The sequence below is a fragment of the Gottfriedia sp. NPDC056225 genome, from assembly GCF_042267765.1.
In the GTDB taxonomy this organism is placed as follows: Bacteria; Bacillota; Bacilli; order Bacillales; family Bacillaceae_G; genus Gottfriedia.
The window spans coordinates 95,325-116,988 of record NZ_JBHJTJ010000012.1 but is presented as its reverse complement, the minus strand read 5'-3'; the positions used below and the strand labels follow the sequence as shown (position 1 = coordinate 116,988).

The 21,664-nt window shown below is 33.2% G+C and carries 18 protein-coding genes; 17 read left to right on the top strand and 1 reads right to left on the bottom strand.

All coding sequences use genetic code 11. From position 1 onward, the window contains the following. Positions 1-276: 276 nt before the first annotated feature. The 17 genes from ACFCYN_RS10785 (at position 277) to ftsZ (ending at position 20,814) form a co-directional block, all read left to right on the top strand. Positions 277-1,164 (top strand): 2-dehydropantoate 2-reductase, encoded by an 888-nt coding sequence (locus tag ACFCYN_RS10785; protein ID WP_172445316.1) that lies wholly within the window; start codon positions 277-279, stop codon positions 1,162-1,164. Positions 1,165-1,170: 6 nt separating this feature from the next. Then, complete coding sequence (locus ACFCYN_RS10780) at positions 1,171-1,563, top strand: DUF3397 family protein (RefSeq protein WP_375949228.1); 393 nt, start codon at positions 1,171-1,173, stop codon at positions 1,561-1,563. A gap of 27 nt (positions 1,564-1,590) precedes the next feature. Then, positions 1,591-3,219 (top strand): bacillithiol biosynthesis cysteine-adding enzyme BshC, encoded by a 1,629-nt coding sequence (gene bshC / locus ACFCYN_RS10775; RefSeq protein WP_375949226.1) that lies wholly within the window; start codon positions 1,591-1,593, stop codon positions 3,217-3,219. 219 nt (positions 3,220-3,438) lie between these two features. Then, the gene (gene mraZ, locus ACFCYN_RS10770) at positions 3,439-3,870 is read left to right on the top strand and encodes a division/cell wall cluster transcriptional repressor MraZ (protein WP_098171274.1); all 432 of its coding nucleotides are present in this window, start codon (positions 3,439-3,441) and stop codon (positions 3,868-3,870) included. A gap of 31 nt (positions 3,871-3,901) precedes the next feature. Then, on the top strand, positions 3,902-4,834 hold the full coding sequence (rsmH, locus tag ACFCYN_RS10765) for a 16S rRNA (cytosine(1402)-N(4))-methyltransferase RsmH (protein WP_172445313.1): 933 nt from the start codon (positions 3,902-3,904) through the stop codon (positions 4,832-4,834). A 12-nt stretch (positions 4,835-4,846) separates the two neighbouring features. Further along, a complete protein-coding gene (gene ftsL / locus ACFCYN_RS10760; RefSeq protein WP_172445312.1) occupies positions 4,847-5,212 on the top strand; it encodes a cell division protein FtsL in 366 nt (121 codons plus the stop codon). A gap of 11 nt (positions 5,213-5,223) precedes the next feature. Continuing rightward, positions 5,224-7,416 carry a penicillin-binding protein gene (locus ACFCYN_RS10755; protein WP_375949223.1) on the top strand — a complete coding sequence of 731 codons (2,193 nt, stop codon included), beginning with the start codon at positions 5,224-5,226 and terminating at the stop codon, positions 7,414-7,416. Positions 7,417-7,549: 133 nt separating this feature from the next. Continuing rightward, positions 7,550-9,502, top strand: coding sequence for a stage V sporulation protein D (locus tag ACFCYN_RS10750; protein ID WP_172445310.1), 1,953 nt, complete (start codon positions 7,550-7,552; stop codon positions 9,500-9,502). A 25-nt stretch (positions 9,503-9,527) separates the two neighbouring features. Beyond that, positions 9,528-10,994, top strand: coding sequence for a UDP-N-acetylmuramoyl-L-alanyl-D-glutamate--2,6-diaminopimelate ligase (locus ACFCYN_RS10745; protein ID WP_375949220.1), 1,467 nt, complete (start codon positions 9,528-9,530; stop codon positions 10,992-10,994). A 100-nt stretch (positions 10,995-11,094) separates the two neighbouring features. Continuing rightward, positions 11,095-12,069, top strand: coding sequence for a phospho-N-acetylmuramoyl-pentapeptide-transferase (mraY, locus tag ACFCYN_RS10740; RefSeq protein WP_172445308.1), 975 nt, complete (start codon positions 11,095-11,097; stop codon positions 12,067-12,069). Beyond that, positions 12,070-13,422, top strand: a complete 1,353-nt coding sequence (murD, locus tag ACFCYN_RS10735) for a UDP-N-acetylmuramoyl-L-alanine--D-glutamate ligase (RefSeq protein ID WP_375949218.1) — start codon at positions 12,070-12,072, stop codon at positions 13,420-13,422. Positions 13,423-13,487: 65 nt separating this feature from the next. Then, positions 13,488-14,561, top strand: a complete 1,074-nt coding sequence (gene spoVE, locus ACFCYN_RS10730; RefSeq protein WP_172447654.1) for a stage V sporulation protein E — start codon at positions 13,488-13,490, stop codon at positions 14,559-14,561. A gap of 559 nt (positions 14,562-15,120) precedes the next feature. Continuing rightward, positions 15,121-16,212, top strand: a complete 1,092-nt coding sequence (gene murG, locus ACFCYN_RS10725; protein ID WP_172445306.1) for an undecaprenyldiphospho-muramoylpentapeptide beta-N-acetylglucosaminyltransferase — start codon at positions 15,121-15,123, stop codon at positions 16,210-16,212. A 76-nt stretch (positions 16,213-16,288) separates the two neighbouring features. Beyond that, the gene (gene murB, locus ACFCYN_RS10720; protein ID WP_375949216.1) at positions 16,289-17,197 is read left to right on the top strand and encodes a UDP-N-acetylmuramate dehydrogenase; all 909 of its coding nucleotides are present in this window, start codon (positions 16,289-16,291) and stop codon (positions 17,195-17,197) included. Between the two features lie 170 nt (positions 17,198-17,367). Next, complete coding sequence (locus tag ACFCYN_RS10715; RefSeq protein WP_375949214.1) at positions 17,368-18,135, top strand: cell division protein FtsQ/DivIB; 768 nt, start codon at positions 17,368-17,370, stop codon at positions 18,133-18,135. A gap of 223 nt (positions 18,136-18,358) precedes the next feature. After that, entirely contained in the window at positions 18,359-19,639 is a 1,281-nt protein-coding gene (gene ftsA / locus ACFCYN_RS10710; protein ID WP_172445303.1) for a cell division protein FtsA, read from the top strand. Positions 19,640-19,674: 35 nt separating this feature from the next. After that, positions 19,675-20,814, top strand: a complete 1,140-nt coding sequence (ftsZ, locus tag ACFCYN_RS10705; RefSeq protein WP_375949212.1) for a cell division protein FtsZ — start codon at positions 19,675-19,677, stop codon at positions 20,812-20,814. A gap of 50 nt (positions 20,815-20,864) precedes the next feature. Here ftsZ and ACFCYN_RS10700 read toward each other — a convergent pair whose 3' ends face one another. After that, entirely contained in the window at positions 20,865-21,506 is a 642-nt protein-coding gene (locus tag ACFCYN_RS10700; protein ID WP_375949238.1) for a class I SAM-dependent methyltransferase, read from the bottom strand. Positions 21,507-21,664: the final 158 nt, after the last annotated feature.

Genomic DNA, 21,664 nt, shown 5'->3' with positions numbered 1-21,664 from the left:
TTCGTTTTAAATTAAATTTTATTCAAGGTCTTCTAAAATTTATAGTTCTTGTAGACCATAACCAGAAAATTGCTGAAATTGTTCAAGTGTTTTAAAATTTATTTGTAAACGTTCGATCTTGATGTTCAAAAAAAGCTCCCCCTTAAAAAGAATGTAAATTTTAAATATTTTAAATATAATTATATCGTACAATTAAATTTAAAAAAAGATAGATTCAGTGTAAATTTATAATCAAAAGGATCATGATGGAAAAAGAAATTATGAATGGAGAATACAATGGAAATTGGAATAATTGGTGGTGGTGCTGTCGGACTATTAACCGCATCATACTTACATGAAAATAAACACAATGTTACATTGTTTACAAGAACACAAGAGCAAGCTAATCTAATTAATGAATTAGGTATTATATTATCAGTAGATGAAAAAAAGAAGCAAATGTGTATAAACGCAAAAAAAATAATGTCTAAAATCAGTGTGTTTGATCTATTAATCGTTTGTGTAAAACAATATCACTTAGATCAAATAGTAAACACGTTAACCCAATATGAAGGTGAAAATATATTGTTTTTACAGAATGGCATGTCACATATTGATATTGTTAATAATTTAGACATATCAAATTGCTTCATAGGTATAGTTGAACATGGTGCATTAAAAACTTCTGCAAATGAAGTAACACATACTGGAAAAGGTATTATTCGACTTGGCTGTTTAAAAGGTAATGTAAAAACATTAACGGCAATATCAAGTTTACATACAAATGATTTTCCAATTAAAAGTCAAGATGATTGGGAGTATATACTTAAACAAAAATGTTTAATTAATTGCGTTATTAACCCTTTAACCTCAATCTTTAATGTTAGAAATGGTGAATTAATCAACAACGAGTATTTTTTACCAATATGTAAATTATTATTTAACGAGGTTGCAACTGTTTTAGAATTAAGTCTCCAAAAAGAATGGGAAAAGGTAGTAGAGATCTGTGAAAAAACTGCACAAAACTATTCATCAATGAATCGAGATTTATTTCATGGTAGACAAACGGAGATCGAGAGTATGCTAGGGTTTGTTAAAAAAATGGCAATTCAGAAAAAAATAAATGTACCTACAATTGAACTTGTGTACAATAGTATAAAAGGACTTGAAAAGAAAAAGGGGTAATTCTTTTTGGAAAAATTTTTCATTTTCTTCATTTCACTGTTGATTGAATTTCCATTTTTTTCTACAATCTTTATTTATATGTTTTTAAAGATATTTTTTAAAAATAACAAGCGTAAACTTTTGCTTTTTACGTTAGATTTATCTACAATTCTATATATTAGTTCATTTTACTTTATATTAAGTATGTTTTTTCCGACTGCAACTGGTTGGATATTAATTAATTTATTATTGGTTATCTTATTTATTAGTATTATTCTTCAATGGAAAGCTAAAAGGGATATACAATTTTCTAAGCTAGTTAAAGGTTTTTGGAGAATGTCTTGCCTTATGTTTATTATTCTTCATTTTATAACTATGATGGCTGGTTTAGCGTTGAAAATATCTGAGTACAATGCTTAACTTGAAGAGCGAGAGAGGAAGTTCGTAATGCAAATTAGTAAAGTCCATTTAGCCGGGCAAAATAACTTGCTGAATGATTTTGTAAATGGAAAAGAAACAATTTCTTCTTTCTTTGGTCAAAATCCATTAGTGAAGGAAGAAATGGAATATAGAATAAAAAATGTGATGGAACGTTCTTATAATCGCACAGGATTAGTAAAGGCGCTTGAAGAGTTCCACAACAAACATGAAGCAAGTAATGAATCAATCGAAAATGTAAAAAAATTACTAAATAAAGAAACATTTGTTGTGATCGGAGGCCAGCAAGCTGGTTTATTAACTGGACCGTTGTATTCGATACATAAAATTATTTCGATTATTCAGCTGGCTAAGAAGTATGAAAGAGAGCATAACATTACAGTTATCCCAGTATTTTGGATTGCTGGAGAAGATCACGATATCGATGAAATAAATCATGTCCACACAATTGAGAACAATATCGTTAAAAAACAAACATTTTATCAAAAAACAACATACGCTCATGCTGCTTCTAGAACTGAAATCGATAAATTGGAAATGAGAAAATGGGTTGAAAAAATAGTTAAGACTTTTGAAGAAACAAATTATTCAAAGGAATTACTAGAGGAACTTCATTCAATCATTGATAAATCTACTACGTATGTAGATTTTTTTGCGAAAATTATTTTTAAACTGTTCAAATACGATGGTCTTGTCTTAATTGATGCAGATGACCCGAATGTTAGGAAGCTAGAATCCTCTTTATTTGAAGAAATGATTCAAAAGCAAGATATCGTACGAAGTGTTTTTAAAGATACAAAGAGTAAACTTAATAAAGCTGGATATCAAGAAGCTCTTCAAATTTCTGAACAGAGTATTCATCTTTTTTACCACAGTAATGAAGGTAGACAATTACTAGAAGTGTCTGAAAGTGAAGAGGTTTTCCAAACGAAAAATAAGAGTTACCAATTTTCCAAAGCTGAGTTGATTAAAATTGCTAAAGAACAACCAGAGCTTTTAAGTAATAATGTTGTTACTCGACCAGTGATGCAAGAATATTTATTCCCAACTTTAGCGTTTGTAGGTGGACCCGGTGAAATTGCTTATTGGGCAGAATTAAAAGATATATTTAACGTATTTAACTTGCAAATGCCTCCTGTGTTTTTAAGACATATGTTTACGATTTTTGAAAGAAATATAGTATCAGCAATGGAAGATTTTACATTAAACATAAAAGACGTTTTGCAAACTTCGATCGAGGATATGAAGTCGGAGTGGATAAAAGCTCAAGTGAAACTAGACTATAAGGCAGTATTTAGTCAAGCTAAAAAGTCATTAGAAGTATTGCACAAACCACTTCAAGATGTAACGACTGAAGTTACACCTAACTTAAAGGATTTCTCTAAAAAGAACTATGTAAAAATAGAAGAGCAAATTTTATTATTAGAACAAAAAATAGATGAATCAATAGAAAAACAACATGAAGAGCAGCTTGAAAAATGGAATCGAATTATTTGTTCAATTTCTCCAAACGGAAAACCTCAGGAGCGAGTACTTAATATTTTCTACTATCTAAATAAATATGGTTTTGATTTCGTTCATGAGCTTTGTAGTTTAGATGTATCATGGGATTATGAACATCAAATCGTAAAAATTTAAGGGCGGAATTATGTCGGTGGTCCATTCGCTATTCTACTTACTCTAAAATAGCTTATTTAAAAATAACAATACATCGAAAAAGACTGAAGTTTTTATAACAAAAAGTGAAATCCTGCTAGATGGATAGCAGGATTTTTTGTTTTTATAAAGAATTTTTTAGAAAAGGTGGTAAGAAGTGGGGGAATGTGGTAAGTTTGTGTTAGAAAGTGGGGGAGTAGGATGTTTATCGGTGAATATCAACATAATATCGATGTAAAAGGACGTCTGATTATACCCTCTAAATTTCGAGACAAGCTTGGTGAAACCTTCATTGTTACAAGGGGGTTAGATCAATGCTTATTTGGCTATTCATTGGACGAATGGAGTGTAATTGAAGATAAACTGCGCACACTACCACTAACCAAGAAAGATGCAAGAGCATTCACCCGTTTTTTCTTCTCAGGGGCAATGGAATGTGAGATGGATAAGATGGGGAGAATTAATATAACACCTAATTTACGAAGTTATGCAAAATTAGAAAAAGAATGTGTAGTAGTTGGAGTTACGAATCGGATTGAGATTTGGGATTTATCAACTTGGGATACATATATGAAAGAATCAGAAGAGTCATTTGGTGAGTTGGCAGAAAACTTAATCGGATTTGACTTGTAAAAAATTTACAAATTGAAAGTAGTGAGTCATCATGTTTGAACATATTACGGTTTTATTAAAGGAAACTGTTGATTCTTTGGAAATAAACGAAGATGGAATTTATGTAGATTGTACACTTGGCGGTGGAGGTCATAGTGAATATTTACTATCCCAACTTTCGCCAAAAGGTAGATTGATCGCTTTTGATCAAGATGAAACAGCAATTAAACACGCTAAAGAGCGACTAAAACAATATGAAAATCAATTAACAATCGTAAAAAGTAATTTTAAACATATTAAAGAAGAGCTTCACCATTTAGGCATTAATGAAGTTGATGGAATCTTATTTGACTTAGGTGTTTCTTCGCCTCAATTAGATGTGGCAGAACGCGGTTTTAGTTTTCATCAAGATGCTCCACTTGATATGCGTATGAATCAAGAGCAATCACTATCTGCATATGAAGTTGTAAATGAGTGGACTTATGAGCAGTTAGTGAAGATCTTTTTTCGCTATGGAGAGGAAAAATTCTCAAAACAAGTTGCTAGAAGAATTGAAGAGTTAAGAGCAAAGAAACCGATTGAAACAACTTTTGAGTTAGTTGATATCATTAAAGATGCTATTCCAGCACCAGCGAGAAGAACTGGTGGTCATCCTGCAAAAAGAATTTTTCAAGCAATACGTATTGCCGTAAATGATGAGCTTGGTGTTTTTGAAGAAGCGCTAAAAGATGCAATTACTCTTATAAAACCAAAAGGAAGAATTAGTGTAATCACATTCCATTCATTAGAGGATCGAATTTGTAAAACAATTTTTAAAGAAGCTAGTTCACTTCCGCCTTTACCACCTGGATTACCAATTATTCCGGAGGAGTTTAAGCCGAAGTTTAAGCTAATTACACGAAAGCCGCTTTTACCAACTGAAGAAGAACTCGATTTTAATAAACGAGCTAGATCTGCAAAGCTAAGGGTTGCAGAAAAATTATAAGGAGGGGAAAGAATGAGTAATTTGGCAAAAAAGCTACAACAAAAACAAGTTACTGATTTACAACAAGGACCTTCTAACAAGAAAAAACAAAAGAAAGTATCTAAAATTACACCTTTTGAAAAACTACTTTACTTTTCATTTCTAATTGTATGCTTCCTTATGGGGACAAAAATTATTAGAACTCAAGCAACCATTTACGATACCAATTTAAAAATCCAAAATGTAAAAAATGAGGTTGCAAAGGAAAAACAGCATAACTCAGAGCTGAAAATGAAAATTGATGAATTAAGCACATATGACCGAATTTGGCAAAAAGCTAAAGAATTAGGCTTAAATATTGATAGTAACAATGTAAAGTTTACAGATACTAGTAAGTAGGAGATTGTGATATGAGTAAGAAAAAGAATAAGTACACTAACTATGGTATTCGTTGGTTTTTTCTTAGTACTTTAATCCTTTTTATATTACTTGTAGCTAGACTTGGTTATATACAATTATCAGATACAGTTGAGGGTAAAAATTTAAAAGTATATGCAGATCAGAATTATAATACATCTCAAAAAATCCCTGCAAAAAGAGGAACTATTTATGATTCAAATGGAGTTCCTCTTGCAGAAGAAGTGACATCCTATACTGTGTCTGCAGTTCTAGATCCAAGTGCTTCAAAAAATTCAAGAGTAAAAAGGCATGTTGTAGATAAAGAAAAAACAGCAAGAGAATTATCATCAATTTTAGAAATTGATGAATCTGAACTTCTAGCAAAATTAGGTAAACCAAAATATCAAGTTGAATTAGGACCAGGTGGAAGAAACATTTCTCAAAGCAAAAAAGAACAAATTGAGAAATTAAATCTACCTGGTATTGTTTTTACTCCATCACAACAACGTTATTACCCAAATGGGATCTTTGCATCTCATACTTTAGGTTACACAAATAGTAATGACAATGGCGATTTAATCGGAGAAATGGGATTAGAAAAATCATTGAATACAGAGTTAACTGAAACAGATGGTAAAAGAAGCTTTTTACGAGATCGAAAAGGTAATATCTTACCTTATGTTAATGAAAAGGTTACTCCTCCACATAATGGGGATAATGTTTATTTAACAATAGATACAAAGATTCAAAGTTTACTAGAAGATGCAATGACTAGCGTAGAAAAAAAATATGATCCAGAAAAGATTATGGCAATCGTTTCTGACCCGAAAACAGGTAAAATAGTTGCGATGAGTAATCGTCCTAGCTTCAATCCTAATATTCACGACATTACAAACTATACAAATGATCCGATTTCCTATGCATTTGAAGCAGGCTCAACTATGAAAATATTCACATTAGGTGCTGCAATGAATGAAGGAGTTTATAATGGAAGTGAATACTTCCAATCTGGACGATATAAAGTACCAGGAGGAGGAACTGTCCATGACGTAAACCGAAATGGGTGGGGTTCTATTACATTTGATGAGGGGATTCAAAGGTCTTCAAACGTAGGTATTTCAATCCTTTTAAATGAAAAAATAGGTGCCGATCGTTACTTACAATATTATAAAAACTTTGGTTTTACTAAAAAAACGGATATTAATTTGCCAGGTGAATCAAGTGGGAAACTAGTTTATAATTATCCTCTTGAAAAAACGACGACGGCATTTGGTCAAGGATCTACAGTTACAGCAGTTCAAATTATTCAAGCTGCTAGTGCGATTGCCAATAATGGAAAAATGATGAAACCATATATTGTCGACAAGATTGTTAACCCTGATACGAAAAAAGTAGTAGCAGATTATAAATCTCAAGTTGTTGGTCATCCAATTACTGAAGAAACGGCTAAAAGAGAAAGAGCGCTATTAGAAACAGTTATAACAGCGCCACATGGTACTGGTCATAACTATGCAATTGATGGTTACACAGTAGCAGGTAAAACAGGAACTGCCCAAGTTGTAGATGATCATGGTAAGTATTTAAAAGGTCGTGGTGAAAACCTATTTTCATTTATCGGTATGGCTCCAGCGGACGATCCGAAATTAGTCGTTTATGTAGCGATGCTTCGTCCAAAATTAGAAGCAACTGAGTTAGGTTCTGATGGAGTATCTGAAATATTTAGAACAGTTACTAAGGGCGCACTTGAATATATGAAGGTTGAACCAATTGAAAATGCGAATGTTGATAAATTAGTAGATAAAGAAAGTGTAGAAATCCCTAATATGAAAGGTTTAACTTTGGATGAGGCGAAATCATTGGCGGCTTCTACTGGATTAAAACCTGTAATATTAGGTAATGGACTAGAAGTTACTGGTCAATCTATTAAGTCGAAAACACAAGTTGTAAGAGGTACGAATATTTATCTTAAGACTGACGGTACGAATACGATGCCTTCAATCATAGGATGGTCAAAAACTGATGTTGATCGTTTAGGTAAATTATTTAAACTGAAAATTACTTCAAAAGGTTCTGGATTTGTAACGAGTCAAAGTATTAAGCAAGATTCGGAGCTACGTAATAATGACTTTTTAAGTATTGAATTAAGTAAACCAAATGAATCATCGAGTAACGAAGAAGATGTAAAAGTTGATGTACAAGAGTAAAAATGCTGAAATGACAGTTAATTAAATAAAAAACACAATAGGCCATTCTAGGACAATAACAAGCTAGAAGGTCTATTGTAATTGGTACAAGCATATATTGAAACGAACATATTGTAGAGGAGTGTTCGTTTCGATGCGAGTATCTAATGTAACAGTTCGAAAACGATTATTTTTTGTATTTATTGGTGGTTTATTAATATTTTCTATTATTGCTACAAGGCTTGGTTATGTACAATTTGGTATGGGGGAACTTTTAACTGAACGAGCAAAAAATTCGTGGAGCCGTGATATCCCATTTGAACCAAAGCGTGGAGAAATATTAGATCGTAATGGCGTTGCTCTTGCTACGAATAAAAGTGCTCCGTCTGTGTTAGTCGTACCTAGGCAAATTAAAAATCCAAAGGAAGCAACTGAAAAACTAGCCCCAATCTTAAAAATCTCCGAAGTAAAACTTTATAAAATTTTAACGAAAAGAACGAGTATGGAACACATTCGTACTGAAGGCATTAAAATTACAAATGAGAAAGCTAAACAAATTCGAGATCTAAACATAGCAGGTGTCTACATAGCAGAGGATTCTAAAAGATATTATCCATTTGGAGATTATCTTTCTCACGTTTTAGGGTTTGCTGGAATTGATAATCAAGGACTAAACGGTTTAGAGCTTTATTATGACAAGCAATTAAGTGGTGAAGAAGGTAGTGTGCAATTTTATTCTGATGCTAAAGGGCAACGAATGCCAAATATTGCAGATGATTATACTCCACCAATTAACGGTTTAAATCTAAAATTAACAGTAGATTCACGTATTCAAACAATTCTTGAACGTGAAATGAACAATGCAACAGCTCAATATAATCCAGATTCAATGATTGGAATTGCAATGAATCCTAATACTGGTGAAATTCTTGCAATGAGTAGTCGTCCAAGCTTTAATCCTACAGATTTTAAAACAGTTTCTCCCGAAGTATATAATCGAAATTTGCCAGTCTGGTCAAACTATGAGCCAGGATCAACATTTAAGATTATTACACTTGCAGCCGCATTAAATGAAGGTTTAGTTGATTTGAATAAAGATCATTTTTATGATGATGGGGCTGCTGAGGTTGCTGGAGCACGTTTGCGTTGTCATAAAAGAGGTGGACATGGCTCACAAACTTTCTTAGAAGTTGTACAAAACTCATGTAACCCAGGCTTTGTGGAATTAGGTAATCGTTTAGGAGAAGATCGATTATTTAAATATATCCGTAATTTTGGTTTCGGCCAAAAAACAGGAATTGATTTACAAGGTGAAGCTTCAGGGATTTTATTTAGTATGGATAAGGTTGGTCCAGTAGAAGCAGCTACTACTGCTTTCGGTCAAGGTGTATCAGTTACACCAATTCAACAAGTTGCGGCAGTTTCAGCGGCAATAAATGGAGGCATTTTATATCAACCATATATCGCGAAAGAATTTGTAGATCCCGTTACAAATGAAGTCGTAAGCCGGAAAACACCAGTAGCAAAAAGGCGAGTGATTACTCCTGATACGTCTAAAAAGGTTAGATTGGCACTAGAAAGTGTTGTTGCACAAGGTACTGGTAAAGGTGCTTTTGTTGAAGGATACCGTGTAGGTGGTAAAACAGGAACAGCACAAAAAGTAAAAAATGGACGATATGATGATAGTAGCTTTATCGTGTCATTCGTAGGTTTTGCACCAGCAGACGATCCACAAATCGTCGTTTATATCGCAGTTGATAATCCAAAAGGTACAGTTCAATTTGGTGGCGTTGTAGCTGCTCCTATAGTAGGGAATATCATTCGTGATAGTATGCAAGTGCTAGGAGTTCCACCTAGAAAAAATCAAATTGAAAAGAAATTCGTATACGGCGATACACCAACATATGAAGTACCAAATTTAAAAGGATTAGAGAAAAAAGATTTGCAACCTTTGCTAGATACTTTTACACTTGAATATAGTGGCACTGGAAATTATGTCATTGACCAAGCACCAAAAGCAGGTGTAAAACTGAAAGAAGGCTCTAAAATTAGAATTTATTTAGGAACGAAAGAAGAAACTAAATCTAAGTCTAAAGATAAAAATTGATTTAGTTAATACGAAAGGAATTACTATGAAACTTCATACTTTACTATCAAGATTAAATCCTTTAGTGAATCTTCCATCGGAAAATCCGGAGATCACTGGAGTTGAAATGGATTCAAGAAATGTTAAGCCGGGTTATTTATTCATCTGTATCGAAGGATATACAGTTGATGGACATCAATATGTAAATCAAGCGATTGAAAAGGGAGCAGTAGCAATACTTGCACAAAAACCAATCGAATCAAGCGTCCCGGTTGCTTATGTAAAAGACACTAATCGCTCAATGGCTGTAATTGGGAATGCATTTTATGGAAATCCAACAAATAAATTAAATTTAGTTGGTATTACTGGTACGAATGGTAAAACAACGACTTCATATATTATCGAAGAAATTGTAAAAAATAATAAGAAAAAAACGGGTGTAATCGGCACAATTGGCATGAAAATTGGAGAAGAAATTTTTGAAACAAAAAACACAACTCCTGATAGTTTAACTCTACAATCAATGTTTGCCAAAATGGTAGAAGCTGATGTTGATACGGCAGTAATGGAAGTTTCATCACATGCATTGCATTTAGGTCGTGTCCATGGTTGTGAATATGATATCGCTGTTTTTACAAATCTATCACAAGATCACTTAGACTATCATGGAACGATGGAAGAATATAAAAAGGCTAAAGGCTTATTATTCTCTCAATTAGGTAATAGTTTTGTAGCACAAAAAACTAAATTTGCAATTCTAAATAATGATGATCCTGCTTCGGATGAATATATGAAGTTTACGCAAGCAAATCTAATAACTTATGGCTTAAGTAAGGAAGCGGATTTATTTGCAGATGAAATTGAATTAACGAATGCTGGAACAAGATTTACTCTACATTTCTTAAATAAGCAATATGTTGTAGAAATGAAGTTAATTGGTACCTTTAATGTATACAATGTGTTAGCAGCAATTGGTGCTGGAATCGCATTAAATATTGAAATTGGCACGATTTTAGACGCAGTCTCAACAATTGAAGGTGTACCTGGACGTTTTCAAGCAGTTAACGCAGGCCAAGAATTTACAGTTATTGTAGATTACGCTCATACACCTGATAGTTTAGAAAATGTATTAAATACCGTAAAACAATTTGCAAAAAATGATATTTATACTGTTGTTGGCTGTGGAGGAGATCGTGATCGAACAAAGCGCCCTCTAATGGGTAAAATTGCAGCAGATCTTTCAACAAAAGCAATCTTTACATCTGATAATCCAAGAACTGAAGATCCAAATTTAATTTTAGAAGACATGAAACGTGGATTAGAGCATAATAATATAACGGTAATAGAAGATCGTAAAAAAGCTATAACATTTGCGATTCAAAATGCGCAAAAACATGATATTATAGTTATTGCAGGTAAAGGTCATGAGACATATCAAATAATTGGAACGAATGTTTCACATTTTGATGATGTTGAAGAAGCTAAAGAAGCAATTTTACAAAGAAGAGGATAGTATCCTCTTCTTTGTAATGTGAAAAATTGCTTTCATAATTCCGTATAAAAGAATTAAACTATTAAGTAAACAAACACAGCTTTAGAAAGGAGGGCGCATAATGCTAGAACCGTCAATTTTAGTTGCTATGATTACAGCATTTATCATTGCAGTCATTTTATCGCCTATTTTTATACCGTACTTAAGAAAACTTAAATTTGGACAGAGTATCCGTGACGAAGGTCCACAATCTCATAAAAAGAAATCCGGAACCCCAACAATGGGTGGAATTATCATATTAATTGCTTTAAGTTTATCTGCACTTTTAATTTCTATGTATTTTGATGTTTTATCAACACGTACATATGTATTATTATTTGTCACAATCTGTTTTGGAGTAATTGGATTTTTAGATGACTATATCAAAGTTGTTAAAAAAAGAAATCTAGGATTAACTTCTAAACAGAAATTCATTTGCCAAGTAATTGTCTCTATCATTGTATTTTTCGCAATCCGTGCAATGGGAGTCTCTACGTCTATATCAATCCCAGGGACGAATTATTCATTTGATTTAGGCTTTATTTATGTTTTATTAATCATCTTTATGTTAGTTGGTACTTCAAACGCAGTAAATTTAACAGATGGATTAGATGGCCTTGTATCAGGTACAGCTGCAATCGCGTTTGGTGCATATGCAGTTCTTGCTTACAACCAACACCAGCTTGATGTTGCAATATTTTCAATTGCAGTTGTAGGAGCTGTACTAGGTTTCTTAGTATTTAATGCACACCCAGCAAAGGTTTTTATGGGGGATACAGGTTCATTAGCATTAGGTGGAGCATTAGCTGCAATCGCGATCGTTACTCATTTAGAAATTTTACTTGTTGTTATTGGAGGTATTTTTGTTATTGAAACACTTTCAGTAATGATCCAAGTTGCATCTTTTAAAGCAACTGGTAAAAGAGTATTTAAGATGAGTCCTTTGCACCATCATTATGAATTATCTGGATGGTCTGAGTGGCGTGTAGTTGTAACATTTTGGTTTGTTGGATTGCTTTTTGCATTAGTAGGAATCTATATCGAGGTGTGGATGTAATTGAAAAACGTGAAGAATTTTCAAGATAAAAAAGTATTAGTTTTAGGTATGGCAAAAAGCGGTTATGCTGCAAGTCATTTATTAAAAAAGTTAGGAGCAACGGTCACAGTTAATGACCGTACTCCATTTGAACAAAATGAAATTGCTCAAAAATTAAAAAGTGAAGGATTTAACGTAGTTTGCGGAGAACATCCTGTATCATTACTTGATGATCAACCAGTTTGTATCGTTAAAAATCCAGGAATACCTTATACAAATCCATTATTAATTGAAGCATTAAAGCGTAATATTCCGATTTATACAGAAATAGAGCTTGCTTATTTAATAAGTGAAGCACCATTCATTGGAATTACAGGATCTAATGGGAAGACAACAACTACAACTTTGGCATTAAATATGTTACAAGAAGGAAATAAGAAACCATTAGTAGCAGGAAATATAGGGACAGTTGCGTGTGAAGTTGCAGAAAAAGCAAATGAAGATAATATCATTGTTACCGAGCTTTCCTCATTTCAGTTAATGGGGATCGAGGTTTTCCGTCCGAAAATATCATTAATTACAAATATATTTGAAGCTCATTTGGACTATCATGGTACAAAAGATGAGTATATTAAAGCAAAAGCTAACATATTTAAAAATCAAACTGAGAACGATTTTGCAGTCGTTAATTTTGATGATGAACATGTAATGGGTATGGCTTCTCAAATTAGAGCGAAAATAATTCCATTCTCTTCAACAAAAATCGTCCAAGATGGCGCATATGTTCAAAATGGCTTTATTTATTTTAAAGAGAAAAAAGTTATTGAACTTGGAAAAATCGTCTTACCTGGTAAACACAATTTAGAAAATATATTAGCTGCAGTCGCAATTTCAAAGCTTCTAGATGTTGAAAATGAAGCGATTGAAAAGGTTTTAACAACTTTTACTGGGGTGGAACACCGACTTCAGTATGTAACTGAAATAGATAAGAGAAAATTTTATAATGATTCAAAAGCTACAAATATTTTAGCGACACAAAAAGCAATTTCTTCTTTTGAAAAACCAGTCATATTAATTGCTGGTGGATTAGATCGTGGAAATAGCTTTGATGATTTAATTCCTTATTTTAAAAATGTAAAAAAAATGGTCACTTATGGTCAAACAGCTAAGAAATTAATTGAATCCGCAGAAAAAGCAGGAATGAAAGTAGTAAAATCGGTTGATAATGTTGAAGATGCTGTAAATGAAGCATTCGCTCATTCAGAAGTTGGAGATATTATTTTACTGTCACCTGCTTGTGCAAGCTGGGATCAATTTAAGACTTTTGAAGAACGTGGTAATAAATTTATACAAGCAGTGCATAAATTAATGTAAGGCTTGTTTAATTCAAAAGTTGAGGTGTATTTAAAGTGCCAACAAAGAAAAAAAATAGTCCTGACATGATTCTTGTTCTAGTTACGCTATCATTATTAACAGTAGGTATGATTATGGTTTACAGTGCTAGTGCAATATGGGCATCTTATAAGTTTCATGATTCGTTCTTTTTTGCTAAGCGGCAATTACTATTTGCTGGGGTTGGAGTAGTGGGGATGTTTGTAGTTTCAAATATTGACTACTGGCTTTTCAGAACACATGCAAAAAAAATATTAATCGCTTGTTTTATCTTGTTGGTACTTGTACTAGTTCCAGGAATTGGTTTAGTACGAGGTGGTGCACGAAGCTGGATCGGTATTGGTGCATTCTCTATTCAGCCTTCTGAGTTTATGAAGCTTGGTATGATGGTGTTTCTATCAAAATACTTAGCTGATAATCAGAAGAATATTACTTCCTTTAAAAAAGGACTAGTACCGACATTAGGACTAGTATTCCTTGCATTTGGTTTAATTATGCTTCAACCGGATTTAGGAACAGGTACTGTAATGGTAGGAACATGTGTAATCATAATATTTGTAGCCGGAGCAAGAATATCTCATTTTATGAGTTTAGGAATTGTCGGGGTTGCAGGTTTTGTTGCCTTGATTGCCTCTGCTCCTTATCGAATTAAAAGGATTACTTCATTTCTAGATCCATGGTCAGATCCATTAGGTACGGGATTTCAAATTATCCAATCGCTATATGCAATTGGACCAGGTGGATTATTCGGTTTAGGATTAGGACAAAGTAGACAGAAATTTATGTACTTGCCAGAGCCACAAACTGATTTTATTTTTGCCATTCTATCAGAAGAGTTAGGATTTATTGGTGGATCTTTTGTCATTTTATTATTCTCTTTATTACTTTGGAGAGGGATTAGAATTGCCTTAAGTGCACCTGATTTATTCGGTACTTTTTTAGCGGTAGGAATTGTCTCAATGATTGCAATACAGGTAATGATTAACATAGGTGTTGTAATAGGTTTAATGCCTGTTACAGGGATTACATTACCATTTTTAAGCTACGGTGGTTCGTCATTAACCTTAATGTTATTAGCAGTTGGAGTATTATTGAATATTAGTAGACATGCTCGCTCTTAATAAGACCGACAAAAAATTGGAAAAAGGGGTTGTCCCATAAGTCAAAGCACTTATGAGACAACCTCTTTTTATTTGGTAGAGCGACTAACAAAGAATCTCCAAATGTAAGTGTTTAACAGATTATTGATAAAACCGAACACAAAGTGAACTATATTGATAAAGCTGTGAACTCCATTGATAAATCACAAATTCTCGTTGATATATCACAAATTCTCGTTGATATATCACAAGTTCTCGTTGATAAATCACTAAAATAGGTTGGTATAGTACTTTTTCAGGTGTCTCTGTATTCAAACCAAACAATAATCGATGCAATACGCAGTAAACTTTGGAATAAAGTAAACGCTATTCAATAAAAGGAAAAAAAAACCTCAACTAATCCTCATTTTCTTGCGGATCCTTTATTAATTCATCACAATAACACTTGATTTCTGCCATTGAATCGTGAGTTTCTTTATTTTTAAAGAAAAAACAATTAGAATGATAGTGATAATATTGGTATAATAACTACTTAAACTGTTTTAAGTAATTTTATGTTTTGTAATTTAGGAGGATCTTTATGAAAATTTTAGTTAGTGGTGGGGGTACTGGTGGTCATATTTATCCAGCACTTGCGCTAATTAAAGAGTTAAAAAAACAAGATTCCAATGTAGAATGTTTATATGTTGGTACAGAAAATGGATTAGAAAAAGGAATTGTCTCTAAAGCAAACATACCTTTTAAATCTATTGTAATTACAGGATTCAAAAGAAGTTTATCATTAGAGAACTTTAAAACAATCTATCGATTCTTAAAAGGTGTATCAGATAGTAAAAAAATAATTCGTGAATTTAAACCGGATGTTGTTGTAGGTACGGGAGGATACGTTTGTGGACCTGTTGTTTATGCTGCAGCAAAACTTGGTATCCCAACAGTAATCCATGAACAAAATAGTATACCGGGATTAACTAATAAGTTTTTAAATCGTTATGTAACCAAAGTTGCAATCTGTTTTGAAGAGGTTGCTGAATACTTTGATAAAGAAAAAGTAGTATTCACAGGTAACCCAAGAGCTTCTGAAGTACTTGGAAACTCGAACCCTACAATATTAGAATCGTTAGGATTAGAATCAGGTAAACGTACTGTTCTAATTGTTGGTGGTTCTAGAGGAGCAAGACCGATTCATCAAGCTTTTCTAAAAAGTGTAAATCAATTAGGTGAAAAAGATTATCAAATGATTTATGTTACTGGAGAAGTACACTATGATTCTGTTATTGAGGAAGTAAATAAAGTCGGGAACCCGAGTAATGTGGTCGTTAAACCATTTTTACATAATATGCCGGAAGTTTTGAGAGAAGTAGACTTAGTTGTCTCAAGAGCAGGAGCTACTACATTAGCAGAGTTAACCGCATTAGGAAAACCGAGTATATTAATACCAAGTCCGTATGTAACGAATAATCATCAAGAAGTAAATGCTAGGTCACTTGAGAAAAACGGTGCGGCAATTGTTATATTGGAAAAAAACTTTAATAGTGAATATTTAGTAAATGAAATTGAAAAAGTATTACTAAATCCTATTAAACTTGAAGAGATGAAAAATGCATCTTTACAAATTGGTGTACCGGATGCTGCAAAAAAACTAGTTAACGTATTAGAGGAAATAAGTAAGTAGAACTTGCACGAACAAGTTCGAAATAAAATAAAAATGTATCAGAGGAAACTATAAGCTAAAGGGGGAAATAAATCGAATGTTTGAATCAAAATTAAAGGAAGTATTAAATGACTCGAGTCTTCTAATAAATGAGCCTTTAGCAAATCATACGACGATGAAAATTGGAGGACCAGCGGAGTATTTGGTCATTCCAAAAACTGTGAATCAAATTAAAGAGATTATCAACCTTGCAAATGAACATGGAATTAATGTAACTGTGATCGGAAGAGGATCAAATTTACTTGTCTCAGATCAAGGTATTGAAGGTGTCGTAATTAAAATAAGTGATTGCTTAGACCATATCGACGTAGATGGAACAAAAGTAATTGTAGGTGCGGGTTATTCCGTTATTCGTTTAGCTACTCAATTAAGTAGAAAAGGTTTATCTGGATTAGAATTTGCAAGTGGTATTCCAGGTAGCGTTGGTGGCGCAGTCTATATGAATGCGGGCGCACACCAATCTGATTTTTCGAAAATTACAGCTAGAGCACATATTTTATTTCCTGATGGAAAATTTGAATGGTTAACTAATGAAGAACTAGATTTTTCTTACCGTACTTCAGTTTTACAACATAAGCGTAAAGGGTTCGTTATCGAAGCAGAACTTCAACTTCAAGAAGGTTCGAAGGAAGCTTCAACTGCATTAATGCAAAAAAATAAAGATTATCGTAGAGAAACACAACCATGGAATTATCCATGTGCTGGTAGTATTTTCCGTAACCCACTACCTCAGTACGCTGGAAATTTAATTGAACGTGCAGAGTTAAAAGGTTATCAAATTGGTGGAGCTAAAGTTTCAGAAATGCATGGCAACTTTATCGTTAATGCTGGAAATGCTACTTCAAAAGACGTTCTTGACTTAATAGCATTTATCAAGAAAACTATATTAGAAAAATTTAATGTCCAACTTGAAACAGAAGTAGAAATAGTTGGGAAAAAATTGTAAGTTTCTTCTAAACTAACCAAATTATATGCTATAATTTACAATAGCATATGATGCCCAAGATAGAATGGCATTCATTTGCTGTTCTATTTTTTATTATTCTTGAATTACTTCTAAAGCAAACGCAATGAAAAAGGAATTTCTAGTTGAACATTGATAATGGAGGCATAATTATGCATGAAAATAAGATTATTAGTTTAGAAGACCGTGTGCCTGTTTTGCGTAATAAAAAACGTAAAAAAGTTAATATGCGATTACTTGTGACAATTCTTTTGTTTTTTTCTTTGCTTTTATGTGTATTGTATTTCCAAACATCAATTGGTTCAAAAATTAATTTAGTCATTAATGGTAATCATCTCTATTCTGATAAAGAAATTGAAAAATTAGCCGATTTAAGCATTAATGATAACTTTTTGACAATTAGGTCTAGGTTGGTTGAAGAAAGACTTGAAAGCCAAAATACAATTAGAACAGTTGTCGTGCATAAGCGATTCCCAAACAAAGTTGAAATCGACGTAAAAGAATTTCAACCAGTAGGACAGGCTATATTCAACGGGAAAAAACATTTGTTATTAGAAAGTGGCGTACTTATTGAAGCGAAAAATTCACTAGGAAATACGATCGTTCCCGAATTAATTGGTTGGAAACAAGGTGATGAACTACAGGAAATGGCTGCAGAATTGAAAAAAATGCCAACGAGCATATTTCATTCAATTTCTGAAATAGAATATACGCCAAGTAGTGATGACCCATTATTAATTACACTCTTTACGAATGAAGGGTATGAAGTCAAAACTACCATAAGAAAATTCTCTAATAAGATGTCAAACTACCCACTAATTTTAAAGTCAATACCTAAAGATCAAAAAGGGGTAATACACTTAGAAGTTGGAGCGTACTTTTCACCTTATAGTGCAGATAGTGAAAATGGCTCAAATTAGCCTTTTATAATTAGTAAAATGTACGTTCAAGTCTTTTTTATCTTTTTATGTTAGTGTAGACTAGTAGTTAATAAAGAATGATGAAAAAAATTAAAAAGATTATGAAAAATCAAAATTAAAAAAGAGGAAAAACCCTGTAAATGTTGAATAGATGTCATATATGATATTAAAGAATGAATTGATGTTCGATTATAATAGATAGAGAGAAAAAGGAGGTGCCATCATGAACAGCAATGAGATCTATGTGAGTCTTGACGTTGGAACTTCAACAATAAAAGTAATCATAGGAGAACTAGTTAACGACACTCTTAATATTATTGGAGTGGGGAATGTTAAATCTTCTGGATTAAAACGTGGATCAATAGTTGATATAGATGAAACAGTCAAATCAATCAAAAAAGCAATTGATCAAGCAGAAAGAATGGTTGGCATTCATATTGACAAAGTAATTGTAGGGGTTAGTGCTAATCAAGTGCAGTTAATTAGTACTAACGGCGTAGTCGCAGTTTCGAAGGAAAATAAAGAAATTGACAATGAAGATGTTTTAAGGGTAATGGATCAGGCTCAAGTAATCTCAATACCACCTGAAAGAGAAATTATCGATGTTGTTCCACATGAATACATTGTAGATGGCCTTTCTGAGGTAAAAGACCCAAGAGGAATGATTGGTGTACGACTTGAGATGGAGGGTACATTAATTACCGGTTCGAGAACACTTGTACATAATATACTTCGTTGTGTCGAAAGAGCGGGGTTAGAAGTAACAGATATATGTCTACAACCTATGGCTGCAAGTACGATCGCATTAAAGCAGGATGAGAAAAATTTAGGTGTGGCACTAGTTGATATTGGTGGAGGTTCAACTTCAATTTCTCTTTTTAGAGAAGGCGTTTTGATAGCGACTTCGGTTTTACCAGTTGGAGGAGAACATATTACAAAAGATATATCAATCGGTCTAAAAACATCCACAGATGATGCTGAAAAAATTAAAGTGAAATTCGGACATGCTTTTTATGATACTGCATTATCCGAAGAAGTACTTAGTGTACCAATCATGGGCAGTGAGCAGCATCAACAATTCAGTCAGCAAGAAATTTCTGACATAATTGAAGCTAGATTAGAAGAAATCTTCATAATGGTTCAAAATGAACTTGTAAGAATGAGAGGTAACAATTTACCAGGTGGTTTTGTACTAACTGGAGGAACTGTTACAATGACAGGTGTAATCGATCTAGCTCAAAAAGTATTTAAAAATAATGTAAGGGTAGCTACACCAGACTATATTGGTGTTAGGGAACCACAATACATTACTGGCGTTGGATTAATTAAGTATGCTTTTTATAAATCAAAAATGCGTGGAAAAAAACTTAGCTCTAATATTGCATTCGAATCAAATGAACGAAAACCTGTGGCTGTTTCAAATTCAAATACAAAACCAAAACAGCAGGATGAAGAGCGCGTCATGAGTAAAGTTAAAAGCATTTTTAAATATTTATGGGATTAAATTTGTGATGAATTTGAAAAGTAGGGGGATCAATCATGTTAGATTTTGATACAAATGTAGATGCTTTAGCAAAAATAAAAGTAATTGGTGTAGGTGGAGGCGGAAATAACGCTGTAAACCGAATGATTGAACATGGAGTACAAGGTGTAGACTTTATTGCAGTTAATACTGATGCGCAAGCTCTTAATCTATCAAAAGCTGAAGTTAAAATGCAAATTGGCGGCAAACTTACTCGTGGTTTAGGTGCTGGTGCTAATCCTGAGGTTGGTAAGAAAGCGGCAGAAGAAAGTAGAGAACAATTACAAGAAGCTCTTAAAGGAGCAGACATGGTATTCGTCACTGCTGGAATGGGCGGTGGTACAGGAACAGGTGCAGCTCCAGTAATTGCACAAGTAGCAAAAGAATTAGGTGCATTAACTGTAGGTGTAGTTACTCGTCCATTTACATTTGAAGGTAGAAAGCGTTCAACTCAAGCAGCTACAGGAATCGCTGCAATGAAAGAAAGCGTTGATACGTTAATCGTTATTCCTAATGACCGATTATTAGAAATCGTTGACCGCAACACGCCAATGCTAGAAGCATTCCGCGAAGCGGATAATGTACTTCGTCAAGGGGTTCAAGGTATTTCTGACTTAATCGCTGTTCCGGGATTAATCAATCTTGACTTTGCAGATGTTAAGACAATTATGTCAAATAAAGGTTCTGCATTAATGGGGATCGGTGTTGCTGGTGGTGAAAACCGTGCAGCTGAAGCAGCTAAAAAAGCTATTTCAAGTCCATTACTTGAAACTTCGATTAATGGAGCACAAGGTGTATTGATGAATATTACTGGTGGTTCGAACTTAAGTTTATATGAAGTACAAGAAGCAGCAGATATCGTATCAACTGCATGTGATGCAGAAGTAAATATGATTTTCGGTTCTGTAATCAATGAAAGCTTAAAAGATGAAATTATCGTTACGGTAATTGCGACTGGCTTTGAAGGTGTAATTACAACACCTACTCCAAAACCAATGGCAAGACCAACAATTTCAACACCATCTCAAACTTCTCAACCTACTATTAAACGTGAACCAATTCGCGAAGAAGTTCCAGTTGTTGAAACGACTAAAAATATAACTAGTCTTGATGACTTAGATATTCCAGCGTTCTTACGTAACCGTAAAAGACGCTAATAAAAGCAATAAAAAACCAAGATAAGATTAATCTCTTATCTTGGTTTTTTTTATTCTTTCGAATAGTGTAACTGTAAATTATTTACATCACTAAAGACACTTTTAAACTTCTCGCTGCACCCTTTAGGGAATAATACACCTAGGCCATGAGAGTGTGTAAACTCAAAAGAAGGATGCTGTTGTTTAATCTCTTCCCAAAATTTATAAACTCCAAAATCTTGTATTCTTACTTCTGTATCATGTATTAAAACAATTCCTTCCTTCGCTAACTTTGGTAGCCAAGTTGTGTAATCATGTGATACAGCCTCATAAGTATGAAAGCCATCGATATGGAGAATATCAATTGATTCGTCTTTAAAATTTTCTATTGCTGTATCAAAAGAAGAGCGCAGCATTTTAGCTTCTTTTTGATAATATTTTTGAATGACTTCAGACACTGTATTATAGACTTCATCATTATATAAACCACTATGCAAATCACCTTGCCAAGTATCAATCGCAAAACATTCACTTGATATACGATTGTTTTTCACACTTTGACAAAAACAGAAAAAAGAAAAACCGTAATGAGTACCTAATTCTACAATTTTTTTAGGATTTACAAATTGGACTAGATCGTAAGCAAACTTACCATGACCTTTCCAAGCTGAATGTTCTCTAATTGCTGGATTAGTTTGATTAAACTCGAACATTGGAGAATTAAATATCCATTTAACCAAATCCTCACTCCTTTATCAGGCAGGTTTAAGAGAAAGAACGTGTATATGGGATAGTATGGCGAAGATTTTTATATTTTACCTGGCCGTTCTACAAGATTTCGTAGTTTTATTGTCGAAAAACTCTTCAATGA